12 protein-coding genes and 2 tRNA genes are annotated in these 16,550 nt (G+C 44.7%); 12 read left to right on the top strand and 2 right to left on the bottom strand.

The annotated features are described in order from the left end of the window. The first annotated feature begins 110 nt into the window (after positions 1-110). The 9 genes from Q1A86_RS16910 (at position 111) to aguB (ending at position 9,368) form a co-directional block, all read left to right on the top strand. Positions 111-187 (top strand) — tRNA-Arg (locus Q1A86_RS16910). 9 nt (positions 188-196) lie between these two features. Next, positions 197-288: transfer RNA gene (locus tag Q1A86_RS16905), tRNA-Ser, on the top strand. A 1,343-nt stretch (positions 289-1,631) separates the two neighbouring features. Beyond that, entirely contained in the window at positions 1,632-1,877 is a 246-nt protein-coding gene (locus tag Q1A86_RS16900; RefSeq protein WP_299809047.1) for an OadG family protein, read from the top strand. Between the two features lie 20 nt (positions 1,878-1,897). Further along, positions 1,898-3,715, top strand: coding sequence for a sodium-extruding oxaloacetate decarboxylase subunit alpha (oadA, locus tag Q1A86_RS16895; protein WP_299809044.1), 1,818 nt, complete (start codon positions 1,898-1,900; stop codon positions 3,713-3,715). 8 nt (positions 3,716-3,723) lie between these two features. Next, positions 3,724-4,854, top strand: a complete 1,131-nt coding sequence (locus tag Q1A86_RS16890; protein WP_299809041.1) for a sodium ion-translocating decarboxylase subunit beta — start codon at positions 3,724-3,726, stop codon at positions 4,852-4,854. Between the two features lie 141 nt (positions 4,855-4,995). Continuing rightward, complete coding sequence (locus Q1A86_RS16885; protein WP_299809038.1) at positions 4,996-5,937, top strand: LysR substrate-binding domain-containing protein; 942 nt, start codon at positions 4,996-4,998, stop codon at positions 5,935-5,937. A 231-nt stretch (positions 5,938-6,168) separates the two neighbouring features. After that, positions 6,169-7,275, top strand: coding sequence for an agmatine deiminase (aguA, locus tag Q1A86_RS16880; protein ID WP_299809036.1), 1,107 nt, complete (start codon positions 6,169-6,171; stop codon positions 7,273-7,275). 43 nt (positions 7,276-7,318) lie between these two features. After that, positions 7,319-8,404, top strand: coding sequence for a polyamine ABC transporter substrate-binding protein (locus Q1A86_RS16875; RefSeq protein WP_299809033.1), 1,086 nt, complete (start codon positions 7,319-7,321; stop codon positions 8,402-8,404). 85 nt (positions 8,405-8,489) lie between these two features. Further along, positions 8,490-9,368: an N-carbamoylputrescine amidase gene (gene aguB / locus Q1A86_RS16870; RefSeq protein WP_299809030.1), complete on the top strand. Its 879-nt coding sequence runs from the start codon at positions 8,490-8,492 to the stop codon at positions 9,366-9,368. A gap of 100 nt (positions 9,369-9,468) precedes the next feature. Here aguB and Q1A86_RS16865 read toward each other — a convergent pair whose 3' ends face one another. Together Q1A86_RS16865 and Q1A86_RS16860 are read right to left on the bottom strand one after the other, a co-directional pair. Beyond that, positions 9,469-9,654 (bottom strand): hypothetical protein, encoded by a 186-nt coding sequence (locus tag Q1A86_RS16865; RefSeq protein WP_299809027.1) that lies wholly within the window; start codon positions 9,652-9,654, stop codon positions 9,469-9,471. A 101-nt stretch (positions 9,655-9,755) separates the two neighbouring features. Next, a complete protein-coding gene (locus tag Q1A86_RS16860; protein ID WP_299809056.1) occupies positions 9,756-11,009 on the bottom strand; it encodes a dicarboxylate/amino acid:cation symporter in 1,254 nt (417 codons plus the stop codon). A 473-nt stretch (positions 11,010-11,482) separates the two neighbouring features. Here Q1A86_RS16860 and Q1A86_RS16855 point away from each other — a divergent pair, with 473 nt between their 5' ends. From Q1A86_RS16855 to Q1A86_RS16845, 3 genes are all read left to right on the top strand, one after another. Continuing rightward, positions 11,483-14,320, top strand: a complete 2,838-nt coding sequence (locus tag Q1A86_RS16855) for a pitrilysin family protein (protein ID WP_299809024.1) — start codon at positions 11,483-11,485, stop codon at positions 14,318-14,320. A gap of 176 nt (positions 14,321-14,496) precedes the next feature. Beyond that, positions 14,497-16,065 carry a glutamate--cysteine ligase gene (gene gshA, locus Q1A86_RS16850; RefSeq protein WP_299809022.1) on the top strand — a complete coding sequence of 523 codons (1,569 nt, stop codon included), beginning with the start codon at positions 14,497-14,499 and terminating at the stop codon, positions 16,063-16,065. A gap of 2 nt (positions 16,066-16,067) precedes the next feature. Beyond that, on the top strand, positions 16,068-16,508 hold the full coding sequence (locus tag Q1A86_RS16845) for a hypothetical protein (RefSeq protein ID WP_299809019.1): 441 nt from the start codon (positions 16,068-16,070) through the stop codon (positions 16,506-16,508). Positions 16,509-16,550: the final 42 nt, after the last annotated feature.

Genomic DNA, 16,550 nt, shown 5'->3' with positions numbered 1-16,550 from the left:
GGATGTAGCTCAGCTGGATAGAGTACCTGGCTACGAACCAGGCGGTCGGAGGTTCGAATCCTCCCATCCGCACCATATAATACACATTAGATTTAGATTGTACCGAGTTTGCGCGTGTAGCTCAGCTGGATAGAGTACCTGGCTACGAACCAGGCGGTCGGAGGTTCGAATCCTCCCACGCGCACCATGTTTTGCCGGAGAGGTGGCCGAGTGGCCGAAGGCGCTCCCCTGCTAAGGGAGTATGGGCTTTAACTCCCATCGAGGGTTCGAATCCCTCCTTCTCCGCCATTCATACAAAGAAACCGCACCTAGTGCGGTTTTTTTGTATCTGTAATTTAGGCAAGTCTTCAGTCGTTGAGCTTAGATCCAAGTTAGCGGCGTATTATACCCATCAGTATAAACAGTCGATCGACTCAGAGCGTTTTGGTAAATAAGTTATACCAATCAGTATAAGAAGTTGATCTACTCAGAGCGATTTTTGGCAAACTAATTCAAGGCGAATAACTGAAAGAATGGTTGTTCCCTTGTGAGGTTGTTCAACGCAGAAGTCGGCAGCCAAAAGCGCTCCAGAATGGCGAGTTTTAGCGGCTCTGATACTGTGACTCTTAAGGAACAAGAGGGAGCTTAAACGTAGAAAGGCTATGCTCTTCACTCGTTGCAAACCACATGGTCTTGTATGTTCCCGATATTCATAAGACATTCCCTCAACTGCCCCATAGGGATATGGGAAATGCCTTCAAAACGAATGGAACGCTTAAGGCGATGGAAGTCAGATGTGCTGAATGTCATTAATGCACGACTATAAGGATATAGGAGGTACGAGACCAAGGATGGTCGAAGGTAGAATAATGCAGGAGCTATTATCGAGAGTAACGCAGAAGCAGTTACCGAGGAGCATTTAATGACCTTGTCTCAGAGCCGCTAAACTCTCGCAGAGCCTGCTTGGGCTTAAGGGCTTAAGCTTTGGGCTGATCTGGTAAGTCGCGCAGCAGCTTTAGATATTTGGCTTTAGTTCTAGTTATTTGTCACCTCGATTTCAAGCTCTCTAGTTTGCTGATTTTTAACGAAGGGCTGAAATAGCTGGCATGACTTCTTATCTACTTGCTATCGACTTCTTCTCTACTTATCTCCTAATCGTCACGTTTGGGTCTTTCATTTTCTTATATCGACTCTATCAATCATAACAACCCTTCTATTTATACACTCATTACTGAAGCTTATGCTCCAGAATCATGCTGTAAATCAATAATGAATACTGCATAAAATTTCATTTTGGTTTATTTCTGTTCTATCTGTTCTTTTTTACGAATTCATTTTTCCGTAAATACGCTGTTAAAATTGAAAAAGTCGCGGCTACAGCTTGCTCATTATCAAATGTTAATTTTTTGACTTGATTTAATGTGGATTTTTCAGTCAATTGCGGTTAATGATTAATTTTGTGGTATGACCAATTTACAACTGGTTCGCTACTTTGTTATAAATTAGTTATTGTTGAAGTCGTCACTAGACCTTTAGCAGTAAACCTGTACCTGAAATGAATGGAATAAATTGCATAATGTGTGAACAAATGGTGAATATTTATTTTTAAAAGCCCAATAATATTCACAACCTCACACTAATGAGAGGAAGAGATGGCTTCAATATCTGAGCAGTTATATGACGCATTGGGGATCATGATACTAGGCATGTCACTAGTATTTGTTTTTCTAAGTATTCTTATTGTTGCGATGACATTGGTTGCTCGAAAGTTTGGACCTACGCCACCATGCGAGAGTTCAATAACACAGAGCCAAGCGCAATCGAGTCAATCCGCCGTGAGCCCATTAATGGCCGCGGTAATTACTGCTGCAATTCATCAGCACCGTAAAAAAGCATAATAAAAGTAGGGAGTTTTTGTATGAGCAAGCCATTGGCTTTAACTGATGTTGCCTTAAGAGATGCACACCAATCTATTCTCGCTACTCGTTTGCGCACCGAAGATATGTTACCTATTGCACCATTACTCGATAAAGTGGGTCTTTGGTCTATTGAGTCATGGGGCGGCGCCACATTTGACTCTTGTATACGCTATTTAGGTGAAGATCCTTGGGAAAGGATCCGTGAACTCAAGAAGGTTATGCCTAATACGCCGCAACAGATGTTACTTCGTGGACAAAACCTTTTAGGTTATCGTCATTATGCCGATGACTTAGTCCATCGTTTTGTTGAGCGAGCTCATACCAATGGTGTTGATGTGTTCCGTGTCTTTGACGCGATGAACGATGTGCGCAATCTAGAAACAGCAGTAAAATCGGTAATTGAAGTTGGCGGTCATGCCCAAGGCACAATATCTTATACCACTAGCCCAGTACACAACTTAGATACCTGGGTTGATATGGCGAAGCGTATCGAAGATATGGGTTGTCACTCTTTATGTATTAAAGATATGGCAGGGCTATTAAAGCCGTTTGAAGCATTCGAACTTATCAGTCAAATAAAGTCTCAAACCGATCTAGTTTTATCTCTGCACTGCCACGCAACCACAGGTCTGAGCACCGCAACCTACCAAAAAGCTATTGAAGCAGGCGTCGATGTCCTCGACACGGCTATCTCCTCAATGAGCCAAACATACGGGCATAGTGCAACAGAAACTTTGGTTGCTATGGTTGAAGGCACAGATAGAGCAACTGGCTATGATATGGCGCTGCTCGAAGAGATTGCAGCTTACTTTAGAGTCGTACGCAAAAAGTATGCGGCGTTTGAAGGTGAGCTAAAAGGCATCGATTCGCGTATTTTACGCGCTCAAGTGCCAGGCGGCATGCTAACAAACATGGAAAGTCAACTTAAAGAGCAGGGCGCAGCAGATAAGTTAGATCTAGTACTTGAGGAGATCCCTCGTGTACGTGAAGACTTAGGTTTCTTACCTTTAGTGACACCGACGTCTCAGATTGTTGGTACTCAATCAGTGATTAACGTGCTGACGGGTGAGCGTTATAAGTCGATGACTAAAGAAACGGAAGGTGTGTTAAAAGGCGAGTACGGTGCAACACCTGCGCCTGTTAATTTTGAACTTCAGCAAAGAGTATTAGCGGGTAAAGAAGCCATTACTTGTCGTCCAGCCGATCTGCTTGAATCTGAACTAGACCGGTTACGTATCGAGCTAAAAGACAAAGCTGCTTCTGATGGCATTACGTTGGCTGAAGAGCTTGATGATGACGTTCTGACCTATGCGTTATTCCCGCAAATCGGTCTTAAATTCTTAAGTAACCGTAATAACCCTGATGCATTTGAGCCAAAACCTGAAGTCGCTGCTAAAGCGCTTGAGGAAGCGAAAAAAGCAGAAGCAAAAGCGGCAAGCCAGCAAGGACCTGAAACATATACCGTAACCGTTCAAGGCCAAAGTTTTGTGGTTGAAGTCGCCGAAGGTGGCGATATCAGTCAGATCACCCCAAGCGAGAATGTAGTGCCTTTTACTGCTCCAGCGCAAGCGCAAGCGGCACCAGTTGTGGATCTGTCTGCGGTTAAGCATCAGCAGAATGCGCCGCTATCGGGCAACATCTTTAAAGTACATGTATCGCCTGGCGATAGCGTTAAAGAGGGTGATGTTGTGATTATCCTAGAAGCGATGAAAATGGAAACCGAAGTCCGTGCTGAAGCCGATGGCGTGATCTCTAAGGTTTGGGTTAAAGAAGGTGACGCTGTTGCAGTGGGTAGCCAATTGTTGGCATTAGCTTAGGGGTCATCATGGAAGGATTAATCGCGTTTTGGGCTGAATCTGGCATCGCCAATTTTACTTCAGGCCAACTGCTAATGATGGGTGTAGGTTGCCTATTGTTATATTTAGCAATCGCAAAGAAGTTTGAACCATTACTCTTGTTACCTATAGGCTTTGGCGCCATATTGGCCAACATCCCTAATGGTGGATTTACCGAAGAGGGTGGCTTACTGTATTTTGCCTACTATGTAGGTATCGAAACTGGTATTTTCCCACTACTGATTTTTATGGGCGTGGGAGCATTAACTGACTTTGGTGCACTGATCGCTAACCCTAAGATGTTATTACTAGGCGCCGCTGCTCAGTTTGGTATTTTCGCCACCTTAATTGGCGCGATTGCACTTAACTGGGTTCCTGGATTTGAGTTCTCAATGAAAGATGCGGCGGCGATTGCCATCATTGGTGGTGCTGATGGGCCAACGGCTATTTTCCTCGCGTCCAAGCTTGCACCGGACTTACTCGGAGCGATTGCGGTTGCAGCCTATTCTTATATGGCATTGGTACCGCTGATCCAGCCACCTATCATGCGTTTATTGACAACCGAGTCTGAGCGTAAAATCAAGATGGAGCAGCTGCGTGAGGTGAGCAAGAAGGAGAAGATTATCTTCCCTATGATGGTGCTTGGCTTAACCATCTTGTTCCTGCCTGCAGCGACACCTCTAGTGGGTATGTTCTGTCTAGGTAACTTGATGCGTGAATCAGGTGTGGTCGATAGATTATCGAGTACTGCGCAGAATGAGCTAATCAATATAGTGACTATTTTCCTAGGTCTTGCAGTCGGCTCTAAATTATCAGCCGAGCAGTTTCTGCAGATGGAGACCTTAGGGATCTTAGTGCTGGGCGCTGTCGCTTTCTCGATAGGTACTGCAGCGGGGGTATTAATGGCCAAGCTGATGAGTAAGCTATCTGGTGGTAAGATTAACCCATTGCTTGGCGCGGCAGGTGTTTCGGCGGTGCCTATGGCGGCGCGAGTCGTGAATAAGGTTGGTCTCGAGGCTAATAATCAGAACTTCCTGTTGATGCATGCAATGGGACCAAACGTGGCCGGAGTACTAGGTAGTGCTGTTGCAGCAGGTGTCTTGCTGGCCGTACTTGGTTAGTTGATGTCTTTTTGAAAAATCCCGTATTCAGTATTTGATGCGGGATTTTTTATTAATTGAGTAATGATAAATTGTTGCTGTTAATTTAATCGGTTCTGGCATAGTCTAATTTAGTCACTTTATGAACCAGATTATGAGCTTATGCGTCGCCTTCCGCCATTAAACCCTTTGAGAGCATTCGAGTCCGCCGCTAGACATGAGCATTTCTCTCGTGCTGCAGATGAACTCTGCGTTACCCATAGCGCAATTAGTCATCAAGTGAAGACTTTAGAAGATGCCTTAGGGATTAGATTGTTTGAGAAGCAAGGCCGTAACGCTAAATTGACTCAATCTGGGGCAAACCTATTACCAGCAATTCAAGAAGCGTTCGATATCATAGGTCAAGCCTGTGAAAAAGCGGTTGAGCCTGGACTCAGTGGTCGCTTGGTCATTTCCGCTCCCCCCGAACTCTCCTCTAAGTGGCTTATTAAACAGATTGGTGATTTTGCTATTCGTTATCCTTCAATCGACGTCAGCCTATTGGTGCACTCTAGTGATGAGACTAACATTAACCCACAGGCCGATCTTTCGATTATCTATGGCGCAGGAGATGCTGATTGGAATCGCTATTGGGTCACTCCAATTAAAAGAATGGAGTTTTTCCCTGTCTGCAGCCCCAAGCTGCTCGAATCGGATAATAATCTGGCGGGAACAGCTAAGAAAGAGGGTTGTCGCTCTCTAGACTTGAGTATGCAGCGCCTACTACACGACGATCAAGATGGTAAAACTTGGGCAACTTGGCTTGGAGCTCATGCGCCGCATATCTTAAATACACCGCAAAACTTAAACTTTGCCCATGCTGGCCTGTCTTTAGAAGCGGCAATCGCTGGATATGGGGTTGCTATCGGTGATAATTTTACCGCCAGTACTGAGCTAGACAGTGGCAAATTGGTTAGGCCTTTTGAGCACAGTGTTCCTTCATTGGGTAACTATTATTTGGTTGCTGAGAAACGAAAAAAAGGGGATGTAAAGCTCATCACTTTTATCGATTGGCTGCTGGCTCAAATCAATACTCAATTCAGCACTGCTCGCTGCTCAGACTAGTCGATTAGTCAGTTTAACGCTAACTCCTCTCATTATTAAATTCCGTTATTTCCAATCGCGAAATACGGTTAGTTTTTCTCTGTATTTCTGCTGTAAACAAGCTAGAACTTGTATTATTTGTGAGAAAAACTAACCAATCTATACAAGTTTTCTCAGTAGACCCCCCATTTTTATCTCGTTAGGTTTGGATATATCAAATCAAAACAAATTAGATAAAACAAGGTTAGGTCTATGTCACGAACATTAAACTCCACTCCTAGAGAAGACGGCTTTCGAATGCCGGGGGAATTTGAACCTAAAAAAGGCTGCTGGTTAGGCTGGCCCGAGCGCAGCGATGTTTGGCGCAATGGCGCTAAACCTGCACAGAAAGTTTGGGTTGAGATCTGTACCGCCATCGCATCGAGTGAGCTGGTGACGGTATGTGTGTCTCAGGCTCAGTATGAGAATGCGCGCAACATGTTGCCTGAAACGGTTCGAGTCGTGGAGATGAGTACCAATGATGCCTGGTTTAGAGATTCAGCTTGCGCCTTTCTCGTTAATGATAAAGGCGAAGTAAGAGGCACTGATTGGGAATTTAACGCTTACGGTGGCTTAAATGGTGGGCTTTATTTTCCATGGGATAAAGATGAGAAAATCGCGCAGAAAATTCTCGAAATAGAAAACCTTGATCGTTACCGCTCAACGCTTATTGCTGAGATGGGTGGGATCCAATGTGATGGTCAAGGAACCTTATTGACCACAGAGCAATGCCTACTCAATGTAAATCGAAATGCACATCTTGGTAAGGCAGAAGTTGAACAACAGCTACGAGACTACATGGGAGTTGAAAAGATTATTTGGTTACCTCGTGGTTGTAAGTTTGATGAGACAGACGGTCATATCGATGATCTTGCTTGTTGGGTCGCTCCAGGAGAACTCTTGTTACAGTGGACTGATGATCGCAGCGATCCACAATACGAAATCTATCAAGAAGCCTATGAGATCTTAAGTAGAAGCACCGATGCTCAAGGCCGAAAGATTATCATCCATAAAATCCCCCAACCTAAGGCATTGGAGTGGACTGAGGAGGAGGCTTCTGGGCTGGATGTTGCACAGGAAACTCATAGCCGGGTAGCAGGTACTAAAATTTGCGCCTCTTATATCAATTACTACATAGGTAACTCCGTCATCATGGTACCCGCCTACGACGACCCTATGGATGAGACCGCCCAAGCCATATTACGAAAGCTTTTTCCTAATCATAAAGTTATCGGCATTCAAAATGCCCGTGAAATTTTGCTGGGGGGAGGCAACGTCGCCTGTATTACTCAGCCACAGTACGCAGGTATGTCCGCATAGGCATACACCAGAGATCAGAAACTATCAGGACAGGGAAGATAAGATGAATAACCAATCTAGCATGTTGTTAGCGATATTAGTGCTGTTCACCAGCTCGGTATCGGCGCAGAGTACTCTTAATATTTATAACTGGTCAGATTATATCAGCGAAGCGGCAATAGCCTCATTTGAAGCCAAAACTGGGATTAAAGTGAATTACGATGTTTATGATTCCCAAGAGCTTGCTGAAACCAAATTGCTACTGGGTAAAACAGGCTACGACCTAGTGGTGTCATCAGGCTCATTCTTACAGCGGCAGATTAAGGTAGGCGTATTTCAACCTTTAGATAAGAGTCGTTTAAAGAACTATTACCACCTAGATCCTAAGGTCCTCAATATCGTTCAATCTTTTGATGAAGATAATAAGTATGCAGTTCCGTACATGTGGGGCACAACGGGTATTGGCTATAACATAGATAAGGCTGCTCAAATATTAGGTGAGCAGCCCTTAAATACATGGGAACTCCTGTTTCAAGCCGAAACGGTTTCAAAGTTTAGTGAGTGTGGTGTGGCCATGGTTGATGCCCCAAGCGAAGTCGTCAGTGCCATGTTGAAGTATCTAGGCAAAAATCCGAACTCGCAGAATTTGGACGATCTCAAGTTGGTTGAGGAGCGACTTCTCGCTATACGTCCCTATATTACCTATTTTCACAGCTCTTCTTACGTTACCGACCTTGCAAGTGGCAATATCTGCTTAGCGATGGGCTGGAGTGGTGATGTATTTATGGCTGCGAATAGAGCTCTTGAGGCTAACAATGGGGTAAATGTTGACTATGTGATCCCAAAAGAGGGCGCACAAGGTTGGGCGGACACGTTTAATATCACCAGAGACTCTAAAAATGTTGATGCAGCTTATGCCTTCTTGGACCATATCCTAGAGCCTAAGGTCATCGCTGAGATCTCTAATTACGTCTGGTACGCCAATGCCAACGCTGACTCACAGCAGTATGTCGATACTGCTATTACTTCTCATCCTGGGATTTATCCGGATGAAAGCACCTTGAGTAACTTGTTTGCTGATGAGGGACGTAGCTTGAAGTTTGAACGTGCGATGAATCGTATGTGGACTCGTGTCAAGACGGGGCAATAATTGCTCAAATTCACAGCGGGAGGGGCTCAGCATGAGTCTCTCTTTTTAGTTTCCCCCTATTCTAGGCATTTAAAAGAGGCTTTGTATGTCCAAACTTGTCAAATTTGCAGCTATTCAACTCTCTATCGATTGGGATATCGAGCATAATCTTTCAGAGGCAACGAAAAGAATTAAACAGGCTGCAGCTAATGGCGCTCAAGTCATTCTGCTTCAAGAATTATTCGCTGCTCCTTACTTTTGCAAGCAACAAAGTGCGAAGTATTTTGAACTAGCAGCCGAGCTCACAGAAAGCAGCTTAATACAAAAAATGAGTGAGTTGGCCAAGTCCCTGCAAGTGGTCTTGCCTATCAGCTATTTCGAAAAGTCAGGTAATAACTTCTTTAATTCACTGGTGATGATAGATGCAGATGGTACGATTTTAGATAATTATCGTAAGTCCCATATTCCCGATGGCCCTGGTTATAGTGAGAAGTACTACTTCAGCCCAGGAGACACAGGCTTTAAGGTGTGGGACACCCGCTACGGTCGCTTTGGGGCGGGGATCTGTTGGGATCAATGGTTTCCAGAGCTAGCGCGTTGTTTGACTCTGGCGGGGGCTGAGGCAATATTCTACCCAACGGCTATTGGATCCGAACCTCAACAGCCAAGCTTAGACTCTAAAGGGCATTGGCAGCGAACAATGCAAGGTCATGCTGCGGCAAATTTAATCCCCGTTATTGTGGCCAATCGGACAGGGGGCGAAACCGATGACGGAGTTGAAACACGGTTTTATGGTTCCTCTTTTATCACAGATCACACGGGAGAGTTATTAGCTGAAGCTAGCCGAGATTATGAAGAGGTAATCTATGCAGAGATCGATCTTCATGCGACAGATCTTGCTCGCTATAGCTGGGGAGTGTTTAGAGATAGGCGGCCAGACTTATACTCACCACTATTAACATTGACAGGCAAGAATCAGGAGTAACTAACGACGGGCTTAAATAATAGGTTTGTTTAGCCCTTTAGTCAGTTCTATACGCTCAATTCGCTTCGGTGCCATTTGATTACGCAGAAGCTTGTTTTTACTAATTGCGAATATTTTGGCCTGCTGTGAGCCAGAGTAGAAAAGCGAGAGCAAAAATAACGGTTAGGCTAATGCCAATGATATAGAGAAAACCAGTCTTACCTTGCTTTAAGGGTACGCCGTTATAGTTAAGAAAAAGCGCCCATGCTAATGAAAGCAATATTGGTAGAATGAATAGTTTTGTCATATCCAGCCGCTCCTAAAATAACCTAGTAACCCAGTATAATATTGAAAAGTATAAATTAAAAAGGCCGCAATTGCGGCCTTTTTATTCAGTAAATGGCTTGTTTAGCTACTGGCCTGCTCTAGCGTGCCATTGTCTTGGGCATAAAACTGCGCCTCATCAAGTTGGCCTTCCGATTTACCTATGACTACGGCAGTCATCATATCGCCGGTGACATTGGTTGCGGTGCGGATCATATCGATAATACGGTCAACCGCCGCAATAAAGGCGATACCTTCCAGTGGTAGGCCGACTACGCCTAAGGTAACAGTTAACATCACCATAGCACTACCAGGGACACCAGCGGTACCTACAGAGGCAACTGTTGCAGTTACCGCAATTAACATATAGTCGGTCATATCCAGTGGAATACCGTAGATCTGCGCAATGAAAATAGCCGCAATAGCAGGATAAATACCACCACAACCATCCATATTCATGGTTGCTCCAAGAGGCAGTACGAATGAGCCGTAGCGTTTAGAGACGCCCATCGACTCGCTGCAGCGTGTACTCGCTGGTAAGGTACCAAAGCTTGAAGCCGTGGTGAAAGCTACTATTTGCGCGGGTACCGCCTTACGGAAAAACTGGACTGGGCTCAATTTGGCTGCAAACTTAACCAGACCGCCATAAACGCAGATAATATGGATAAGTGCAGCAAGATAAATAGCCCCGATAAACTTACCTAGGGGCAATAACGTCGATAAGCCGTATTCACCCACAACCCAAGCCATAAGACCAAACACACCAATTGGGGTAAGTTGTAGCACCATGCGAGTGAGCTGGAACATCACCTCCGCACCCGCTTCAATAGTGTGTTTTAGTGGCGCAGCTTTTTCGCCGACTTTATTGATGGCAATACCAATTAGGGCGGCAAAGATGATGATCTGTAATACCTTACCTTCGGCAAGCGAGGCAAAAGGATTCACAGGGATCATATCCAGTAAGACTTGTGCGAAGCCCGGAACATTACGCTCGCGCACCTCTGTAGCTACAAGCTCCATTGAGCCACCCATATCGATCAAGGAACCGATTGTTAGGCCAATAAGTGAGGCTATGGTGCCTGTAAACATAAACATGGCTAAGGTTTTGAAGCTAAGTCTCTTTAAGCTAACTTCAGAGCCTAAAGAGGTGATGCTTACAACGATAGCGCAGAAAATGAGTGGTGCAACTAACATCTTAATTGCACTAATAAATAGATCGCCAAGTGGCTTTAATACTGTTGCAGATTCACCAAAGATGACACCCACACCGGCGCCTAATATAAAGGCAGCTAAAACTTTCTGCCAAAATGGGATGTTTTTAATCGCTTGCCACATTATCGAATTCCAATTATTTAATTTTTATCAAGTTACTCTACGGGTGAATCTACGTTCACTCCAGTATTAGTTTTAGGCAATTGCTATATAAATTTACATTTAGTTACCCAATTGCCGCTCATTCTATAGATAGCGCCACTTGCAGAACAAACCGATTTAGTTATAACTTATTGTGATAAATAAGCTTGTTTTAATAACTTTAAATCTTAACCGTGTTGCAACATTGTAGGCTTGTTTGCACTTGCAGTGTAAAAATATCTGTTATTTCACTGGTTAAGGAACTTACCTTAGAATGAGACTGTCGATTAAATGCGAGTCTTTAAGTGTTAATTGTTAAGAAAACGATATGTTTAATAGCAATTTAATTCAAATTTCAATGCTGGTTGTTTTATCTGTAGTAGGTAATACTAGCTGCATTAATAAACAGCAAGGCATCAGTTCGAAAAAAAACGCCTGTTGGAAAAAGGAGAAAGTCATTGAAAAAATGGATATTAGCAGCAGCCGTTAGTGCTGCATTAATGGGTTGCGCGGGACAGCAACAGGTCGAAACCTCTTTGCCTGCAGGAGTGACTCTTCTCGAGACGGTCAGCTTTAGTGGCGAGCAAGTTGGGATCCCTTACCGGAAGTATCAGTTGGCTAACGGCCTTACGGTGATCTTACATGAAGACCATTCCGATCCTTTAGTCCATGTTGATGTGACTTACCATGTCGGCTCAGGCCGTGAGTTAGAAGGACGCTCTGGTTTTGCTCACCTTTTTGAGCACATGATGTTTCAAGGCTCACAAAACGTCGGCGACGAGCAGCACTTCAAGATGGTCACCGAGGCGGGCGGGACGTTAAACGGCACCACAAATACCGATCGCACAAACTATTTTGAAACGGTACCCAATAATCAGCTTGAGAAAATGCTCTGGCTAGAGTCGGACCGAATGGGCTTTTTCCTGCCAGCATTAACCGAAGAAAAGTTCGAAGTACAACGTGAGACTGTTAAGAATGAGCGTGCACAACGGGTCGATAATCGCCCTTATGGTCGCATGGGAGAGCGCTTCAACCAAGCATTCTACCCTCAGGGGCATCCATACTCTTGGCCTGTTATTGGCTGGCCTGAAGATTTAAACCGAGCCGATGTTGAAGATGTGAAGCATTTCTTCCAACGTTGGTACGGCCCTAATAACGCCACTCTTACCATAGGTGGCGATTTTGATGAGATGCAGGTTCTTGCGTGGGTGAATAAGTATTTCGGCGAGATCCCATCGGGACCTAAAGTTGATGCACCGAAAAAAGAGTTAGTGACCCTCGATGAGACGCTTTACCTGTCGATGGAAGACAGAGTTCATTTGCCACTGCTTAGAATCGGTATGCCAACGGTATATGCCCGTCATGAAGATGAAGCTGCGCTGGATCTACTGTCTAATATTTTAGGGGGTGGCAAAACATCACTGTTTTATAAAAATCTCGTTAAAGATGGCTTGGCTGTACAAGCAGGCGTAAATCATCCATGTCAGGAACTAGCTTGTCAGTTTTCTATGTATGCATTGGCTAACCCTGCACGAGGCGGCAACTTGGCTGAAGTCGAGCAGGCGATGCGAGACTCGATTAAAGAGTTTGAACAGCGTGGCGTGACCGATGACGATCTTGAAAAGGTAAAAGTAAACTTTGAGGCGGGCACAATCTTTGGCCTGCAAAGCGTACAAGGCAAGGTGGCAAGCCTAGCCTTCAATGAGACCTTTTCTGATAATCCCAACATGATTGGCTTTGATCTGTCACGTTATGCCAATGTCACTAAAGAAGATGTGATGCGAGTCTTTAATAAGTACATCAAAGATAAGCCTATGGTCGTGATGAGCGTTGTGCCTGAAGGGCAGACGCAGCTCATTGCTAAGGCGGATAACTTTGTTGCACCTGCTGAGAAGGTCGCTAGTGTTGCAGTAGAGGAGTTAGCACTTGCACCGCAGGTAGTTTCATCATTCGATAGAAGTGTTATCCCGGCGGCAGGACCAGCTCCTGTGCTGACTATGCCTGAGCTTTGGAAAGGCAAACTTGCCAATAACATCGAGGTGATAGGCACGCAAACCACCGAGACGCCAACAGTTGAGATAGTGATTTATCTAAACGGTGGTCATCGGTTACTCGATGTTAGCCAAGCAGGCCTTGCCAGTATGACGGCGGCGATGATGAACGAGTCGAGCCTAAAACGTAGCTCTGAAGAGTTAACTCAGGCGTTAGAGATGCTGGGAAGCAACGTAAGCTTTAGTGCTAGTGGCTATCAAAGTCAGTTGAAAATCTCATCGCTAACGGCAAACCTCGATAAGACCATGGCGATCGTGCAGGAGAAGTTATTTGAGCCGGGCTTTAAGCCAGCTGACTTTGAGCGAGTCAAACAGCAAAAACTTCAGCACTTGCAGCGCGAATTGACCGAACCAAACTATTTGGCAAACACGGCATTTAGTGGCTTGCTCTATGGCGATAAGAGTCCATTTGGCGTTAGCAGTGGTGGATCTTTAGAGACTGTCTCGGCAATCACCCTAGATGATGTAAAAGCCTTTTATAAGCAGCAGTATACTGCGGGCAATGCACAAGTTGTTGCAGTGGGTAACCTGAATGAAGCGCAGATGTTAGCTAAACTTTCGACTCTTGCCAGTTGGAATGGCGCGGCGAGCCCATTCCCTGAGCTTGCCGAGTTACCAGAGTTTCAAGGTGGCAAAGTCTTTATTGTAGATAAGCCAGATGCGGCGCAGTCGGTTATCAAGATAGGTAAGCGAGCATTGCCTTTTGATGCCACAGGCGAGTATTTTGAGTCATACTTGATGAACTATCCGCTAGGTGGTGCGTTCAACAGCCGTATCAACCTTAACCTGCGTGAAGACAAAGGTTACACCTACGGTGCGAGAAGTTACTTCTCGGGTGGGCCTGAGCAAGGTTTCTATCAAGCGACAGCAAGCGTGCGCAGCGATGTAACCACAAAGGCATTAATCGAGTTCATAAAAGAGATTAATACGTTCCAAGAGTCAGGGATGACAGATAAGGAGCTAGACTTTATGAAAAGCTCTATCTCTCAATCAAAGGCACTTGATTATGAAACGCCGTATCAAAAAGCAGGGTTGATGCGTAATATTCAACGCTACAATTTGGATGATAACTATAGTGAAAAGCAGAGCGAAATCACCAATAGTATTGGTCGCAATGAGTTGAATAAATTAGCAAAAGAGCAGTTGAATATTGATGACATGGTGATCTTAGTTGTAGGGGATCGCGCTAAAATAGAGTCTGAATTATCAACACTTGGTTATCCAATTGAAATTTTACAGTTGTAAAAGACTTCGCTAGGCCATATATCCGAAAGATGGTGCCATGGATATGGCACCATCTCATCGTTTATTAGGCTGGTGATTGATAAACGCTAATTTGGTACGACTTGAAATTTAAGTAAGTTATAGCGGGTCTACCAGATCAGTTATAAGGTTAGAGTCACGCACTAGAGAATAATGTATTGAAATCTTTCAATGAATTAGTTGGTAAGTTGTCGGATCCGGCAAGTCGGCAAGCGCTAAAATCGATGCAGCGAGGCATTGAGCGTGAAGCGTTAAGAATTGAAAAGTCGGGTCATTTGGCGTTGGATAAACATCCTAAAGCACTGGGCTCGGCATTAACGCATTCGCGGATCACTACAGATTATAGTGAATCTCTACTTGAGTTTATTACGCCTGTTTTCGACGATATCGATGAATTAGTTGAAGATCTCACCCTGACTCATGCCTACAGCGTACGCCACCTTAATGGTCAGCGTTTATGGCCTGTGAGTATGCCTTGTTATCTTGGTGATGGTGCAGACATTCCTATCGCCGATTATGGTAGCTCTAACTCAGGTCAAATGAAGCGTCTGTATCGTAAAGGCCTGACTTATCGTTATGGCGCTCAGATGCAGATCATCTCTGGGGTACATTTTAATTTCTCTGTGTCAGACAAGCTTTGGCACAGACTGTATGAACTCTCGGATAAGTCATTAAGTTTAGATGATTTTATTTCGGAGTCCTATTTTGGTCTGATCCGTAACTACCGTCGTTTAGTCTGGGTGTTACCTTATCTATTTGGTGCGTCACCGGCTCTATGTAGTACCTTTATTCAGGACCCTAAGACCAGTCATTTTCCATTTGAAGTGATTGGCGATGGTACCTTGTACCTACCTTATGCAACATCGTTGCGTATGAGTGATTTGGGCTATACCAATCAAGAGCAAGATAACTTAAATATTAGTTACAACAGCCTCACCGATTATTTAACGGGCATGCAGGCTGCGATAAATATGCCGTCGGCAAATTTTGCAAAAATTGGCGTTAAAGTTGACGGTGAATATCGTCAGTTGAACGACAATATCTTACAGATAGAAAACGAATTTTATTCACCTATTCGCGCTAAGCGTGTGGCAAAGGGCAATGAGAAGCCATCTGAGTCTCTAGCACGTGCTGGGGTTGAATATATTGAAGTTAGAGCGTTAGACGTTAACCCTTACAGCGCCGTCGGCATCGAAAAGTCGCAGATCCGCTTCTTAGATCTCTTCTTATTGAACTGCTTACTGCAGCCATCGGCTCCGTCGGATGCAAGTGAAGAGGCTGAAATTGCTGAAAACTTGCAGGCAGTTGTTTTAGAGGGGCGTAAACCAGGCCTGTTGCTAAAGCGTTCTGGTGAAGAGTTAAGTTTAACCCATTGGCTAGAGTCGCTATTTGGTAATTTAAAGCAGATTGCCGAATTGATAGACGATGAAGGTCAAGACGATTACCAAGTCGCACTTGCTAAGTGGCATAAAGCGGTCGAGAATCCAAGTGAAACTCTGTCGGGTAAAATCATGGCTGGGCTGAAGGATGAACAAATCGATCATAGTCAGTGGGTCATGGAGCTTGCCGAGCAGTATCACCAACAGTTGAAAGCTTACCCGCTAACTGAGAGTATAGACAAACGATATCAGCAAGATGCTGTCGACTCGCTAGAAAAGCAGGTATATCTAGAGTCGCAACCAAGCGTAAGCTTCGATCAGTTTTTAGTCGATTACTTTAAGGTTTAGTTTTGTCGATAAAGGGCCTCAAAGGCGTATTAGGCATAGCCGCATTATTATTGATGGTATCGGGTTGTGCTTCACAATCCGATACCGCTAATCAGTGTGGCATTGTCGCGACTTACATGGATCCTGACCGTGAGGCCGATATTTATCGAGTGGTAGTGACTCATCTCGATGGAAAACCAGTGATTTCTCAGCCGAACTACCGTTTGAGTGTAGGGGAGCATACCTTTACCGTTGCCGAGCTAATTGATGCGCCTAGCTTAAAGGTCAAGCTTGCTGCCCGCACACCTAAACAACTCAAGGTGAATGTAGCCCATAACCAGCGCTATCATATCGGCGCGAAACTGAATACCGACAAGGTGTACAGAGGCAATGATAGTAGCTTCTGGCGGCCCGAAGTGTGGCAACAAGAAGCTCACGATTGCGAATTAACTCCTGAGGTTTAGTCACGCTAGCCTATCTTTTATCCTATTTGATTTGTAACACAT

The sequence above is a fragment of the uncultured Shewanella sp. genome (assembly GCF_947497935.1).
GTDB lineage: Bacteria > Pseudomonadota > Gammaproteobacteria > Enterobacterales > Shewanellaceae > Shewanella.
This window is presented reverse-complemented; position numbering and strand designations above follow the sequence as displayed.

Bases quoted from the DNA above. Each gene is read 5' to 3' on its own strand.
- Q1A86_RS16900 (WP_299809047.1), top strand. From the start codon at position 1,632: ATGGCTTCAATATCTGAGCAGTTATATGACGCATTGGGGATCATGATA.
- oadA (WP_299809044.1), top strand. From the start codon at position 1,898: ATGAGCAAGCCATTGGCTTTAACTGATGTTGCCTTAAGAGATGCACAC.
- Q1A86_RS16890 (WP_299809041.1), top strand. From the start codon at position 3,724: ATGGAAGGATTAATCGCGTTTTGGGCTGAATCTGGCATCGCCAATTTT.
- Q1A86_RS16885 (WP_299809038.1), top strand. From the start codon at position 4,996: ATGCGTCGCCTTCCGCCATTAAACCCTTTGAGAGCATTCGAGTCCGCC.
- aguA (WP_299809036.1), top strand. From the start codon at position 6,169: ATGTCACGAACATTAAACTCCACTCCTAGAGAAGACGGCTTTCGAATG.
- Q1A86_RS16875 (WP_299809033.1), top strand. From the start codon at position 7,319: ATGAATAACCAATCTAGCATGTTGTTAGCGATATTAGTGCTGTTCACC.
- aguB (WP_299809030.1), top strand. From the start codon at position 8,490: ATGTCCAAACTTGTCAAATTTGCAGCTATTCAACTCTCTATCGATTGG.
- Q1A86_RS16865 (WP_299809027.1), bottom strand. From the start codon at position 9,654: ATGACAAAACTATTCATTCTACCAATATTGCTTTCATTAGCATGGGCG.